This window comes from Nostoc sp. C110, from assembly GCF_043099725.1.
GTDB classification, from domain to species: Bacteria; Cyanobacteriota; Cyanobacteriia; order Cyanobacteriales; family Nostocaceae; genus Nostoc; species Nostoc muscorum_A.
Window position 1 is genome coordinate 5280018 of sequence record NZ_CP171148.1, and the last position, 14797, is coordinate 5294814.

Sequence of the window (14797 nt, forward strand, 5' to 3'; positions counted from 1 at the left end):
AATCTCAAATGGTTAAGGTAGCATTGCTGATTGGGGTAAGTGAGTATGAGCCTGGTTTGAACCCGCTACCAGGTGCTGTAAAAGATGTCGAAGCGATGCAGCAAGTGCTATTACACCCAGAAATGGGTGGCTTTACTGAGACAGATATTATGGTGCTAAAAAATCCCCAGCGCCAAGATATGGAGGAAGCTATCGAAAATCTATTTGCCCATCGTCAAAAAGATGATCTGTTAGTTCTCTTTTTCTCCGGTCATGGCATTAAAGATGACACTGGCAGACTGTTTTTAGCAACCCGCACCACACGCAAAACTCCCAGAGGTGATTTAATTCGCTCATCGGCAGTAGCAGCGAGTGTTGTCCATGAAAGCATGAGCCGCAGCCGTTCTAAGCGGCAAGTTGTCATTTTGGATAGTTGCTTTAGTGGTGCTTTTGCCGAAGGTTTATCAGCCAAAGATGACGGCAGTGTAAATATCCGTGAGCAATTAGGAGGAGAGGGGCGGGCTGTTCTCACTTCATCCAGTTCAACTCAATATTCTTTTGAGCAGCAGGGGTCAGACCTCTCAATTTATACCCGTTATTTGATTGAAGGAATAACAACAGGGGCGGCAGACCTAGATGAAGATGGGGTTGTCTCAATTGACGAGTTGCATGAGTATGCTAGCAGAAAAGTTAGAGAAATACAGCCGACGATGAAGCCCGAAATCTACACAAGTAGAGAAGGTTTTAAGATTCGACTTACAAAAGTTCCGCAAGGTGATCCCAAGCAGAAGTATCGCAAAGAAGTGGCGCGATATAGTAGCCGTGGCGATGTTTCTTTTGTGGGTCGCAAGACTTTGGATGCCCTCAGAAGCCGCTTGGGACTATCCGAAATAGAAGCAACTGCAATTGAAGATGAGATGTTAGCAGTTGCTCGTCAGGAATTTAAACAAAAGTTACAGCAATATGAGCGGGACTTTAGTGAGGCACTCCAGCAGCAAGTAGCTCTCACTGAAGATGATCTCAATATGCTACGACTGAATCTTCAGCAAATTTTGGGGCTGAGGAATGAGGATACAATGCCAATTGAGGCGCAGGTTAAAGCCAGAATTGAAGCATATAAGCAACACCTGCAACTTTATAGGCGGTCGTTAGCTAAAGCAATGCGACAAGAGTATCCCCTAAGTCAACCTACTCGCCATCAATTGCAACAAATGCAGCAGGAATGGCAACTTAAAGATGAGGATTTAGCTGCAATTGAAAACAGCCTTAGAGCAGAGGTGGAGGCATATCGACAAAAGTTACAGCAGTTTGAGCAGGCATTTATAAGAGCAGTACAGCAGGAATATCCTTTGAGCGAAGCAAAACATAACCAACTGTGGCAACAGCAGCAACTCTTAGGTCTAAAAGCTGAAGATATTGACCCAATTACAGCCCGAATTACAGCAGAGAGAGAGGCATATCAACAAAAATTGCAGCAGTATGAGCAAGTACTGATTCAAGCAATTGAGCATCAGTACCCATTAACAGAAGAGATTCGTGAAGAGTTAAGACGATATCAACACGTTTTAGAAATTAGGGATGAAGAAGTAGCACGAATTGAAGAAAAAGTTGTTCGACAAATAGAAGCAAATCACCCTGAATTGAATCCCGATTTGCGCTGGAAAGTCCGAGAAACGGTTCATAGGTCAGAACCTCCAACAGACCAAGGGCAAATAAAAGGTTTGCACCCAAACGCTCTATCTAGTTTCACTAATACAAATTTACCTGATCAATTACATAAGGAGCCAGTTCAAAAATCAGAAACTCTACCATATAAAAAGAATAAATCCTTTTTAATAGAAACTATATCAAAAATTGCTAATTTGGAAAACAAGTTGTTCATAAGTATTGCAGCAATGTTTGTCTTTGGATTCTTAATATCTTTAATTTATAATAATTTTATCAAAGACTATGACTATCAACCGACCAAATCAGAATCTAGGGATAAAGCAATAGCAGAAGTTATTAACTTTCAAACAGATAAACCACAATATACAAAAGGTCAAAATATTCTTTTAAATTGGACAATTGCACGTCCATTACTATTAGCACAAGTTCAAATTGCTGGTAGTGCAGATGATGGTACAGCATATGGGGAACCAATTACTTATAAATTTAACCAAGGTAATATTACTGACCCGAAACTTCAAAAGCTATGTACACAACAAAATCAACAATTGCAATGTAGAAATATTCCTCTGGTAGCAAATAAAACCGGATACTTCGCGTTTGAAATAAAAGCTTTTCCTAACAATGAGAGTAGCAAAATTAGTTCTAAAAAGGCTGAATCAAAGACTGAAATATTACCAAAACCATTTAAGATAGTCTCTTTTACAATCAACGGTAGTGAACAACCAAATATTGTTCTCAACGAAGGAGAATCTGCTACTTTGAGTTGGAGAGTAGAGGGAGAAAATATTCAAGTGAGACTTCTGCCATACGGCAATGATGTTAAGCCAGTTGGCTCAATCAAGCTTGCAGTCAATCAAGCCTTCCCACCTGAAATTGGACTGCAAGTAAATGATATATCTGGTAAACAACAACCTCAGCAAAGAGGATTTGCTATCACAGTGATTAAATAATAGTGAATGTATTGTATAGGTGTTGCTTGCTCTTGAAGTCTCATTGATAACTTATTATCAGTGTGCTAATCTATCAAGTCTTCGGCAATAGAGTATTCTTACTTTAAGATGATGTTAAATTTGTACCCTCAGAATGAGCTTCTTCAACCTATAGTAGGAGTGTCATGTTCCATTAAACGCCTACGATGAAGAACTAGGTAATCAAATCGCAGTATATCTGCCTTTTAAATTATGGACTGGAAGTATAAGTGGAAAAATGGCTATAAACCAAGCCGAGATGAAGCGGCAAAAAACCCTCATTTGTTAGATGAGAGCCAGTTCGAGAACGAGCAAGACCGAAAGCTAGCTGAAGAATCAGCAAGGAAGCATTTGGGTATACCTGCACCAACCTTAGACGAAGATCAGTCAATATTACCTCATTAGCTTCGTCTAATGAACAAGTTTGATAACACCATTTCCAAAAAAATTTTGCAGCAAATAAACTGGCTATAGGGGCGTACAGATGTACACCCCTAATTATGTATCTCTAGCACTATGTACGCTCCACACCATTAGGATGTTCGATAAAATGCAGATTTTTCAAATTTTCAATCGATTAAACAATAGTAAATTTACTAAGTTACTCAGTCAAACAGTAGCTTTAGGCGTAGGTGCTTTTGTTCTCCTCTCAACTACTAATGCTAATGCCGCCGAGCAAGTTGTTTTAAAGTATGGTACTTTTCAGGGGCAAGTTTCTGTTCAAGAATTAAGTCAGTTTACAGAAACAGGCAAGACTACCCCCACATTACAAGCTTATTTAGAGGCAGCCAAACAAGACCCAGAAGTAGCTCGTAAGGCACTGAAAGCACCAATAAAAGCCGATCCTGCCTTTTTAAATAACTTACTGTCAAGCTGGGCAGGGCCAATTTTAGTTAACCAAATTGGTGAAGTAGTTCATCCCCCCGCAGGACAACTAGATCAGCAGGCGCTGCGAAGTGCTTTAAGTACATCTATTCAACAAAATGGTGAAGTTACGCTTCTTGGAGCCATTCAGAATTATCCTAATACTTCTGTTGAACTTGAAGGCGATCGCCTCATCTCTGTTTATGAACGCCTAAGCAGTCTTGCAGAACTCTTATGATAGCTAGTTCCTGCTGAAATTTAATACCCATGAGTCTATCTTAGGGTTCTATTCTGTGACTGAGAAATTCCCTAACGTAATTGTAGAGTTAGGGAAAAGTTTATATGACAAGTGACGTTTCTAGAAATATTAACAAGGATGTTAATGGAGCGCTGATAAGTGGTGTTCTCCTAAGTGTTTTCGGGGTGATTGCGATCGCAGCGCCTAATTTCACCACCCTATTCGCCGAGACTTGGATTGCGGTGATTTTGATTTTCGCTGGATTTACAAAACTAGTTTATGCCACTCAAACCCGCCACGAAGGAGGTTTTATTTGGAAACTTCTATTGAGCGGACTCTATATCGCAACGGGTATAATGCTGTTTGTTTATCCTTTTACAGGTATTCTCACACTGACTCTGTTGCTTGGTACCTTTTTGGTAACTGAAGGCACATTCGAGTTAATTCTGGCATTCCGGTTACGTCCCCAAGAGAACTGGACGTGGATACTAGGTGATGGCATTATTACACTGGTCTTAGGTGCAATGATTTGGTTCCAGTGGCCCTTCAATGCGCCCTGGCTTCTTGGCACACTAGTTGGTGTCAGCATTATTTTCACTGGCATTTCACGCGTAATGCTGTCATTGAATGCGCGTTCTACCTCAAATCCTCCTGACCAAGCAGCAAATCCTACTTAGTAGATAGAGTATGGGGAATGGGGAAAAACGATTACTAATGACCCATTCCCAAACTTGTTGAGTAGTGAAAGTTAAATAAGAGATTGTAGCAGCGATGCCTAGGTTGGGCTACGCCTACGCCAAGAAAATTGCTAAATTAACTAAGGAAATCAAAATCAAGGCCAGCTAGCTGCAATCTACGATGGTATCTATTGCTACTCCCTTCTCGGATATCCAAAACCATTGGGCACGCTTATTTATTACAGCCTTAGCCCAACGTGGTATTGTCAGTGGGTCGCCGAATGGCACATATCGACCCGATAACTCACTCACTCGTGCTGAATTTGCCGCCATCATCGCCAACGCATTTGGCACAGTTACCAAGAAGCGGCAATATGTACCTTTTGTGGATGTACCCATAAATTATTGGGCAGCAGCTGCCATTCAAACAGCTTACGAAAAAGCATTTATTAGCGGGTTTCCTGATAAAAGTTTCCGCCCCGCCGAGCGAATTACTAGGGCGGAAGTTTTAATTTCCTTGGTAGCGGGCTTAGAAATTGCCACCAAGATAAAACCAGACCTCCTCTCAACACTCCCACAAATTTATCAAGATTCTATTCAGATTCCTGCGTATGGGAGAAATCAGGTAGCTATTGCCACTAGTGCTGGATTAGTGGTTAGTTTCCCAAATATCAAATTACTCAATCCCAATCTTGCAGCTACCCGTGCAGATGTAGCAGTAATTATTTATCAAGCTTTGGTGTATTTAGGCAAAGCAGAAAAAATTGCCTCTAGTTACTTAGTGCAGCCGCCAACACTAACACCAACGCCAACGCCAACACCAACACCAACACCAACGCCAACGCCAACGCCAACGCCAACACCAACACCAACACCAATACCCACACCCGCACCCGCACCTGTCGGTAGCGTTAGGGTAAATCATAGTCGGGAATTCCGAGGGGCGTGGGTAGTATCTGTGTGGAATGGTGATTGGCCTTCTAAGGCGGGACTTTCTGTTGCTCAACAGAAAGCTGAACTCACTGAGATTATTACTAAATTACAAGCGCTAAACTTCAATGCCCTTATCTTTCAGGTGCGACCGGAGGGAGACGCTTTATATGAATCGCAATTAGAGCCTTGGAGTGCTTGGATTACAGGAACTCAGGGGAAAGCACCAGAACCATTTTATGATCCTTTAGCGTTTGCGATCGCAGAATGTCACAAGCATAATATTGAACTCCATGCTTGGTTCAACCCTTACCGCGCCAGCACTTCCACCGACCCAGCTAAAACAGTACGTCCCCACATAGCAGCTACTAATCCAGAAAGCGTTTATTTATGGAAAACTCAACGTTGGATGGACCCAGGATTGAAAATAGTTCAAGATAGAGCTTACAACGTAATTCTCGATGTAGTGAAGCGCTACGATGTTGATGGCATTCACTTAGATGATTATTTTTATCCATATCCCATCGATGGACAACCTTTCCCTGATAACAAAACTTATGCTGCATATCAAGCAGCTGGTGGTTCACTCAACCTTGGCGACTGGCGACGGGACAATGTTAACAAAATGGTACAACGTCTCTGGCAGGGAATTAAAGCAGCCAAACCCGATGTGAAATTTGGTATCAGCCCCTTTGGGATTTATCGCCCCGGACAACCTGCTGGCATTAATGGGTTAGATGCTTACAATGTGTTGTATGCCGACTCGAAAAAATGGTTAGAAGAAGGGTGGATTGATTATATTGCACCTCAACTTTACTGGCGCACAGATCAAACACAACAAAGTTATTCAGCATTGCTACAGTGGTGGACACAGGTAAATACAAAGCAAAGACACGTTTACGCTGGTAACAATCTCACAGAACCAAGCAACAAGAGTCGAGAGAGTGATGAGATTGAAAAGCAGGTGAAAATTAGTCGTAGCCAAGCAGGACGTTTATCACTGGGGAATATCTTCTTTAATCTCGGTGTTTTGACACAAAATAGTCAGGGCATTGCTGATAAATTCCAAAGTCTGCTTTATAACAAACCTGCGCTACCGCCAACTTTGCCTTGGCAAGATACAACGCCACCCCCTCCACCCATTGGATTACAAGTCAATAACCGCAAACTGAGTTGGCAGCCTGGAGATAATCAACCAGTTCGTTCTTGGACACTTTATCGGCAAACTGGCGATACTTGGACAATTCAGCGAATTTTGTCTGCTGGCACAACCTTCGCTACCGTTCAACAAGCGGGAACTTATGCTGTATGTGCGGTGGATAGATTGGCTAATGAGAGTGCGGGAACAGTGATTACAGTGAGTTGAACAAAGGTGCTGGTTAGACATCTAAAAAAATGATGTAGGCACAATTGATAAATTAGACATCTCCGAAAAAGAATGTAGAGACGTAGCAGTGCTACGTCTCTACAAGGGTTCTGGTTAACGCATATTTAATTTTTGGAGATGTCTATTGTGCATATCGACAATTTATTTGTTGAAGTTCTCTTATGTGCAAGTCTATTTGCATAGTTTCGGCATAACGATATCTATCCTTTTGAGGAAAAATTGAGATTTGCATAGGTTTTAAGGAACGGATTAACCTTTCGGTAGATTAAGACAGAATCATCAAAACTGTATATTTGGATGGGGTAACACATAATTTGCCACAAAACCTCATGCTAAATCAGTAATTTCAATATAAACAGATGAAATTTTGATTGAATTCTAGTTAATTTGTTCCTTATCCTCATAAGCCATGACATCCCCTGAGCCTCAAACTGATTTTGGAGAAAAAGCTCCACAAACCTCATTTGAGCCACCTTCTGGAAAACGGCGGTGGCTTTGGTTATTTTTAGCAGCACTACTATTGTTAGGGGGCGGAACAGCTCTCGTTTGGCGTTTGCTCACTCCGCAAAATTCAGCGCCTTCAACTACTAACGCTCAACCTCAAGGGGTAAGAGTCAAAGTATCTACAGTACAAAGCGGCATAATTGAGGAAAGTTCAGATTTTATTGCTAGCCTAAAATCCCAGCGCTCAGTCATCCTCCAGCCGAGGATTCAAGGTCAAGTTAGCCAAATATTTGTGAAATCGGGAGATCCAGTAGCCGAGGGAGCGGCAATTATCCAAGTAGATCGTACACCACAAGCAGCGATCGCTCCTAACAATGCTGCGCCTCAAGGATTTTTATTGCAACTGGAAACTGCCCGCACTGTACTGAAATCTCTAGAAGCCCAACGATCATCCTACGTTGAGAATGTGCAATTGTATCAGCAAAACTACGAAAAATATTCCACTCTAGCTGAACAAGGAGCCGTGTCTCGACAGACTCGCAATCAGTTTGCCGATCGACTTGCCAATGCTAAAACTAGTCTTGATGCAATTGATTCTAGGATTCAAGCCCAAAGAGCCAATATATTGCAGGCTGAAAAAACCTTACAGCAAGCTAATGTAAATACTCAAACACAACAAATCCAGTCTGACAAAATTACCGCTCCCTTTAGCGGCACTGTTGGCAACATGGCTGTGAAAGTAGGTGATTTAGTTAATACTTCCACACAATTAGTTAATCTGACGCAAAATCGGCCTTTAGAAGTCAACATCTCTGTGCCACTACAGCAAGGGCCGCAATTGCGTAAGGGAATGCCAGTGGAAGTAATGAATACACAAGGTCAAAAGCTGGGTAGAAGTAGAGTATTTTTCATTGCGCCTACTGCTAATAACGAAACACAAGGGATACTGATTAAAGCACTTTTTGACAATCCTAACGGTCAGCTACGTGCAGATCAATTGGTAAGGGCTAGAGTGTTTTGGAATCAGCGCCCCGGAATTTTAATCCCCACAACTGCAATGACTCGTGTAGGTGGCGACACTTTCGTGTATGTAGTTGAAACCGAAACATCTCCCCAAGGTGTATCTCAACAAGTAGCTCGACAAAAGCGCGTGAAGCTAGGCGAAATCAAAGGTAATAATTACCAAGTTCTTGAAGGATTACAACCAGAAGATAAAGTTATTATCTCAGGGTTGCTCAATCTTAGAGATGGCGCTGCGATCGTTCCAGAATCTTAATTAAGGGAAGTGGGTAGAGACGCGATTAATCGAGTCTCTACTAAGCATTTGGCAAGTGGAGGACATGAGATTAATAACCGAATGACAAAAGACAAAAGACAAAAGACAAATGACAAATGACAAATGACAAATGACAAAATTTAACCTTAGTACAGTACTTTAACAGCAGATAATCACTTTGTTGATCCAAAATAAAACTAGATTAATCTATGGCATCTTTATCAGGGAAAGTTGCAATTATCACTGGTGCATCGCGGGGAATCGGACGAGCGATCGCACTAAAATTAGCTGGTAACGGCGCATCTATTGTCGTCAACTATGCGGGTAATGCAGCCAAAGCACAGGAAGTTGTTGCAGAAATTGAAAAGTTGGGAGTAGAAGCGATCGCTATCCAAGCCGATATTAGCAAAGTACCCGACATCCAACGCCTGTTTGAGCAAACACTTGAGCGTTTTGGTAAAGTCGATATTTTGGTCAACAATGCCGGAATCGCCTTCTATAAACCAATTACTCAGGTGAGTGAAGAAGATTTCGATGCGATTTTTGCTATTAATGTCAAAGGTACTTTTTTTGCTTGCCAACAAGCCGCGCAACACCTATCAGAAGGGGGACGGATTATCAACTTTTCGTCATCAACGACGGTGATGATGCTGCCAACTTATAGCGCTTATGTCGGAACCAAGGGTGCTGTTGAACAAATCACGCGGGTATTAGCTAAAGAATTGGGTGCAAAAGCGATCGCAGTTAATGTTATTTCTCCTGGCCCTACCGATACAGAACTATTCCGAGAAGGCAAAACCCAAGAACAGATAGATCGTTTGGCTCAAATGGCTGCTTTTGGCAAGCTGGGAGATGTGCAAGAAATCGCCGATGTAGTAGCCTTTCTCGCTAGCGATGAAGCCAGATGGATCACTGGGCAAAATATCCGTGTAAACGGTGGAATCGCATGAGATAATTAAAGCTCTCCTCATCAACCAATACAGTTCAGATAAACTCAAAACACTTGTAGAGACGGAGATTTATCGGTTCTCAAAAACCCAAAATTTTTGCCAGTAGCCCTTAACCCAAGCGTATTGCCTCATAAACGCGATATTCTCCGTTTCAAAACCTCAGCTAGTAACCTGGGCATTGCTAGTCCTGTTAGGGTAGGCGAAAATTAGACTGCTACTCCGATTCATTCGAGCTTTTTACTCGAATATAATTGTCCAAGAGCAGCTAACAAAACGGATTGCTAAATTATGGGCTGAAAAAGTTTGTATAAACCGTTTCTAGCTTATACAAAGAACGCCTAGTTTATCCGGTTGTAGAGTCTGTGTTTTCGTACTAAATATCACTTCCCTGTCATCCAAAATTATGGATTTGTCCAACTTTACTACACTTCAAAACTTAGAAGCTGCCTTCGGTGGTGAATCGATGGCAAATCGCAAGTATCTGTTTTTTGCTGACGTAGCCCGTCAACTTGGGTTTACTGACTTGGCGAAACTTTTTAAAGAAACAGCAGATCAAGAAACCGAACACGCTTTTGCACATTTTAAGTTGCTGCATCCAGAACTTGTGGTAGAAAATGCGGCTGCTTTAACTGATGAACAAAAACGAGAAATTATATCTCGCTGTTTATCTTTGGCAATTGAAGGCGAGACTTATGAATATACTACAATGTATCCAGAGTTTGCCGCCGATGCCCAACGCGATCGCGACAATCCTGCGGCTGAAGAATTTCTCAAACAAGTTCAAGAATCTACCGATCATGCCAACACATTTCGAGAAGCTGCACACCGTTTTGGCTTGCTAAAATTCATCGAAAATTACCATGCTGATCGCTATGCTGAAGCCTTAGAAGTATTAAACGGAGGACAAACAGCAACTAGAGTTGCGGGTGAAGATCCTAAAACTCGGAAATGGATTTGTAGACAATGCAGTATGATTTACGATCCTGTTGCTGGCGATCCCGATTCTGGGATTGCACCAGGTACACCTTTTGAAGAAATTCCTGATGATTGGGAATGTCCGATTTGCGGCGCTAGCAAAAAAACTTTTAAGCCATTTGAGGAAAAAGTTGCAGCTTAGGACAACAATTAATTACTGTGCGTTCGCTGATTTTAAGGCAGTCAAAGGAATTAATTCCTTGAGGGGTAATGATTAAGAGGATTTTTGAAGCAACTCCTGATGAGAGTGGATTTGGGGGTAGTTTGAGTAGAGGATGATGTCAGGTGGTGGTGCATCGATGAGTGAGACAGAAGTAAAAATAAGCTCCGAGCGGATAGACGATATTCCATTAATAGTTAAATGGCTTGCTCAGATAGAGATAGCCAAACATATCGACCAAAAACTGAAGAAGCCGCACGGAAACCACCAAGGAATGAGCTACGGGCAGTTGAGTGTATTATTACTAACGTATATAATCACTCAATCAGACCATCGGTTATGTGCAGTCGAAGAATGGGTAGAAACACATCGAAAGATTTTGGAATTGACAACGGGGTGGTCGATAGGAAACAAAGATGTCAGTGATGACCGATTGGGAAGGGTAGTAGAAGAATTAGGCAAGCAATCACTTGCTAGACAAGAAATAGAAATTAAATTAGGAAGGCAGATAATTAGAGCATACGAATTACCGACAAAAATTGCACGCACAGACACAACAAGCTTCAGTGTAAATCATGAAAACACAAGTCATCTAGAAGACAATCTATTGCGTCATGGCTACTCCAAAGATAAACGCCCAGACTTATTGCAATATCGTCAGTTACTAGCAACGCTCGACCCGATGGGAATGCCCTTAGTCAGCGCCACTCTTGAAGGCAATGGAGCCGATGACCCTTTATATTTTCCCACCTGGCAAAAGATACAAAAAGTAATTGGGCACAAACATTTTGTCTTCATCGCTGACTGTAAGGCTGGTTCGATCTCAACCCGTGCCAACATCGCATTAAATGGAGGATTTTACTGTGTTCCCTTGCCAATGAGCGGACAAAACCCCCAATTGCTCAAACAATGGGTAAAACAATCATCAACAGAAATCATCGATATTCGTTTACCCCAACAAGAAGAACAAGAAACTGCTGTTGGTAAAGGTTTTGAGGTTGAGTTGGGTAAGTTTTGGTTAAATCCAGAAACAAATAAATGGGTTCGTTGGCACGAACGCTATTTGGTAGTTTATTCCCACAAGCTTGCTCTAGGAGCGATTGATAGTCAAAACAAACGCATCAATCAAGCTCAACTTGCCTTGGAGAAATTAGCCAATAAACCAGGAACCGAGCTAGATGTGCTTACTTATAAGGTTGAGAATATCCTCAAACGCCATCGCGTTACTGATTTTTTCTCAACTACGATTACAGAACAAACACGAACAGAAACTCGCCATCAAAGACGAGGACGACCCTCAAAAAATACTCTACAACAACAGGTTACTTCGACACGGCTTCAACTCCAAATTGAGAAAATTGATAGTGCAATTGTTGAAGCAGAAATTTTGGCTGGTTGGCGATTGTACGTAACTAATGCACCTCCCGAACAGCTAACTTTATCTGAGTCGGTAATGTATTACCGAGACGAATGGCTTCTTGAACGCGGTTTTCATCGCTTTAAAAGGGGTTCTTTGCCTGCTTTACCGATTTACTTCCAGAATCAAAACCGAATCACTGGCTTGATGTTTTTATTAAACATTGCTTTGCGCGTTTTTACCCTTATGGAGTTTGTTGTCAGGCAGGCACTTCAACAAGCTGAAGATTCTTTGCAAGGTCTTTATGATGGCAATCCCAAACGAAAAACTCCTCGTCCTTCTGCCGAACAAATGCTTAAGGCTTTTTGTCACCTAACTCTTTACTTCCTCCCTGATTCTACGGTCTTCATTACCCCTATTAACCAGCTTCAAAAACAGATTCTTTTATTGATGAAAATCCCTGAATCCATTTATGAGCTTGAACTTAAGCCCTGTAAGACATAATTCTCACTCACAAGGTCAAAATGAGCGAACGTCCAGTAATTAGGCAATCTTTTTAGTATATAAACGCGAAGCGTCTTAAGGATACTTCGCGTTTTCGATTATTTATCGCAACAGAATTCAGGAGTCAGGATTCAGAATGGGCTAAATGCCCCGCTACCGATAACAGAATGGATTGTGACCGAAAAAGCTTATAGTGCAACGCTTACGAACATCTTAATTCTGACTCCTGAATTCTGACTTCTGAATTCTTCTTCAATGTTCTCAAATTAGCAAGCTAATTCCCCGGTGGACACAATTGCTGCACTTTTTGAGGAAGTTGCCGACACATTTGCTGGAATCCTTGAGGATTAATTTGCCACCAAGCAAATAATCCTAAACTTGTACCTCCTACAAGCAACGCCAATATTCCCCCCAGCATTACCAAGCGTTTACCCCGATTAGGTTTTGTAATTAAGGTTGGTGGAATTTCTGGGCTTGTAACTGATTCCTCTGAAGTATCTAAATGTAGATCCAAATCTAGATCCAAATCTAGCAAAGTTTGCGAACTTTCTGTGAAGGAAATTAATTCCTCTTGTTCCTGTTGTTCCTGTTTCTCCTCTTCTTCCTTTTGTTCCTCTTGTTTCTCTTGTTCCTCTAATTCCTCTTGTTCTTCTTGTATCTCTGCTTCTATGATTTCTTCTGGCAACGCCGGAGTCACAGGTACTAAGTATTCGGGAGAAACACGGCAATGAGTGAGAACAACTGACGTATTATCACGCCCATTTTTTTCGTTTGCCAAGTTAATCCAGTTGCGGACAGCATCTTCAACTGTCATCTGGTCTTTTAACACGGGTATTGCATAATCTTGCCAATATTGTTCCACCCTGTTATTATCACTTAACCCATCAGAACACAGTAGTAATATGCCATCTTCTTCCACAATAAATCGCTGAATCTTAAGACGTAAAGATTCTGCATTTCTTGTTCCCAACGCTTGAGTTAAGGCAGTAGCATCTGTTCTTATTAATGCTTTTCGATACAAACTTTTGGCAAAGCGGACTTCTCGCGTCGCCACATCATCATCTACTGTGAGTAGCTGACAATAGTTGCGAGTAATCCAATAGGCACGGCTATCGCCAACATTAGCCAAGTAAAGTTCATGGGTATTATTTGATTGCCACCCAGTACTTGTCTGTACTCGCTGTGGAACTTGCAACGCCATGACAATGGTTGTAGCCATACGTTCTTTACCTTGACGTTTTTGTTCGTTATTGCGGGCACAAATCACATTATTTACCACCCGTAAGCTTGCTTCTAATTGTTCCTGCAATAACTCTGGTGATACAAGTGCAGTTTGTTCTGTAACCTCCGCTAGTAAGGCGCGAATTTGCAACTTTACAGACTGCACTGCCAATCTACTGGCAACTTCGCCGCCTTCGTGCCCGCCAATGCCATCGCAAACAATTGACAAGTGGGAGAATAAAGGCTCATCTAAGTTATTCAAAGTATTCGGGTAGCAAGCATCTTCATTTTGCGCCATAATTGGGCCAATATCTGTAGAACCTGCCACCTTCAAAACTAGTGGCAATTCTGCCGCAGATGCTAGTAATAAACCATTGAGTTGAGTAGCAACATCATCCAACTCAATTTCCGTTTCACACATATCCTGGACTATGTTTTGCAACCCTTTAGCTACTGATGTCTTTGCAGAAGCTACCCAAAACTGCCAACACTCCCCCAGATTTTTTAAACTCAGCTTCTCATCTTCTGGTGTTTGGTAGAGTTCCAACAGTCGCACACACCAACCTTGGACTCTCAAGTTGTCTACCACCAGTAAACTGCGGCTAAGTCCTAGTTCTGATAAAGGTGTCCAAAGTTGAAGAATTTGCCACAGCCAATAAACTTGTCGTACCGCCGTTGCTTGCTCCCAAGCCTCAACAATAGTTGGATAGATATTTCCTGTGTCATCTATCGGCACATTTTCCAATAAGAGGATATCAGTTGTATCTTCCTCACCATCACTAGCAAACCCATAAGCTTGGGGCAGATGTAACCGTTCTTGATATAACCGTAGATAAGGAATTACTTCCTTCGGTAATTCTTCAGGGACATCTGGTGGTAGTCCCGGTTGAGTATCCAGCCAAATCTGGCGAGTAATTACCCCATATCTATCTGCTACTTTTGTGCCTGGTGTAATTTGAGCAGACAATGAGCCAGTAGCCCAAAGATAGCGGTGAACCAAGGGAGTTTGGCAACTTGCACAAACACGATCTCCAATAGGATTAATGGGGCTATTACAGCCTGGATTTATACAATAAATTGTCAGTTGAGTAGAAATCATAAAAGTATAAATTTAAAAACCAATCAACTCATGAATTTCGATTACATTTAGCTGGCAATGGCTTGAAGGCTAGAATAGACTGGATTTGTGTACCGCT

At 41.8% G+C, this 14797-nt stretch carries 10 protein-coding genes; 9 read left to right on the forward strand and 1 reads right to left on the reverse strand.

All coding sequences use genetic code 11. From position 1 onward, the window contains the following. Positions 1-8 precede the first annotated feature (8 nt). The 9 genes from ACFFRD_RS27810 (at position 9) to ACFFRD_RS27850 (ending at position 12380) form a co-directional block, all read left to right on the forward strand. Positions 9-2600 carry a caspase family protein gene (locus ACFFRD_RS27810; protein WP_392478808.1) on the forward strand — a complete coding sequence of 864 codons (2592 nt, stop codon included), beginning with the start codon at positions 9-11 and terminating at the stop codon, positions 2598-2600. A 231-nt stretch (positions 2601-2831) separates the two neighbouring features. After that, complete coding sequence (locus ACFFRD_RS27815) at positions 2832-3023, forward strand: bromodomain-containing protein (RefSeq protein WP_392478810.1); 192 nt, start codon at positions 2832-2834, stop codon at positions 3021-3023. A 145-nt stretch (positions 3024-3168) separates the two neighbouring features. Next, a complete protein-coding gene (locus ACFFRD_RS27820) occupies positions 3169-3720 on the forward strand; it encodes an alpha/beta hydrolase (RefSeq protein WP_392478812.1) in 552 nt (183 codons plus the stop codon). 104 nt (positions 3721-3824) lie between these two features. Beyond that, on the forward strand, positions 3825-4397 hold the full coding sequence (locus ACFFRD_RS27825) for an HdeD family acid-resistance protein (protein WP_392478814.1): 573 nt from the start codon (positions 3825-3827) through the stop codon (positions 4395-4397). A 181-nt stretch (positions 4398-4578) separates the two neighbouring features. After that, positions 4579-6693: a family 10 glycosylhydrolase gene (locus ACFFRD_RS27830; protein WP_392478816.1), complete on the forward strand. Its 2115-nt coding sequence runs from the start codon at positions 4579-4581 to the stop codon at positions 6691-6693. A 430-nt stretch (positions 6694-7123) separates the two neighbouring features. Further along, the gene (locus ACFFRD_RS27835) at positions 7124-8434 is read left to right on the forward strand and encodes an efflux RND transporter periplasmic adaptor subunit (protein ID WP_392478817.1); all 1311 of its coding nucleotides are present in this window, start codon (positions 7124-7126) and stop codon (positions 8432-8434) included. A 209-nt stretch (positions 8435-8643) separates the two neighbouring features. Then, positions 8644-9384, forward strand: coding sequence for an SDR family oxidoreductase (locus tag ACFFRD_RS27840; RefSeq protein ID WP_179075314.1), 741 nt, complete (start codon positions 8644-8646; stop codon positions 9382-9384). A 403-nt stretch (positions 9385-9787) separates the two neighbouring features. Then, positions 9788-10501, forward strand: a complete 714-nt coding sequence (locus tag ACFFRD_RS27845; RefSeq protein WP_392478819.1) for a rubrerythrin family protein — start codon at positions 9788-9790, stop codon at positions 10499-10501. A gap of 133 nt (positions 10502-10634) precedes the next feature. Next, positions 10635-12380, forward strand: coding sequence for an IS1634 family transposase (locus ACFFRD_RS27850; RefSeq protein WP_392476359.1), 1746 nt, complete (start codon positions 10635-10637; stop codon positions 12378-12380). Positions 12381-12654: 274 nt separating this feature from the next. Here ACFFRD_RS27850 and ACFFRD_RS27855 read toward each other — a convergent pair whose 3' ends face one another. Beyond that, a complete protein-coding gene (locus tag ACFFRD_RS27855) occupies positions 12655-14700 on the reverse strand; it encodes a protein phosphatase 2C domain-containing protein (protein WP_392478820.1) in 2046 nt (681 codons plus the stop codon). Between the last annotated feature and the right edge of the window lie 97 nt (positions 14701-14797).

Bases quoted from the DNA above. Each gene is read 5' to 3' on its own strand.
- ACFFRD_RS27810 (WP_392478808.1), top strand. From the start codon at position 9: ATGGTTAAGGTAGCATTGCTGATTGGGGTAAGTGAGTATGAGCCTGGT.
- ACFFRD_RS27815 (WP_392478810.1), top strand. From the start codon at position 2,832: ATGGACTGGAAGTATAAGTGGAAAAATGGCTATAAACCAAGCCGAGAT.
- ACFFRD_RS27820 (WP_392478812.1), top strand. From the start codon at position 3,169: ATGCAGATTTTTCAAATTTTCAATCGATTAAACAATAGTAAATTTACT.
- ACFFRD_RS27825 (WP_392478814.1), top strand. From the start codon at position 3,825: ATGACAAGTGACGTTTCTAGAAATATTAACAAGGATGTTAATGGAGCG.
- ACFFRD_RS27830 (WP_392478816.1), top strand. From the start codon at position 4,579: ATGGTATCTATTGCTACTCCCTTCTCGGATATCCAAAACCATTGGGCA.
- ACFFRD_RS27835 (WP_392478817.1), top strand. From the start codon at position 7,124: ATGACATCCCCTGAGCCTCAAACTGATTTTGGAGAAAAAGCTCCACAA.
- ACFFRD_RS27840 (WP_179075314.1), top strand. From the start codon at position 8,644: ATGGCATCTTTATCAGGGAAAGTTGCAATTATCACTGGTGCATCGCGG.
- ACFFRD_RS27845 (WP_392478819.1), top strand. From the start codon at position 9,788: ATGGATTTGTCCAACTTTACTACACTTCAAAACTTAGAAGCTGCCTTC.
- ACFFRD_RS27850 (WP_392476359.1), top strand. From the start codon at position 10,635: ATGATGTCAGGTGGTGGTGCATCGATGAGTGAGACAGAAGTAAAAATA.
- ACFFRD_RS27855 (WP_392478820.1), bottom strand. From the start codon at position 14,700: ATGATTTCTACTCAACTGACAATTTATTGTATAAATCCAGGCTGTAAT.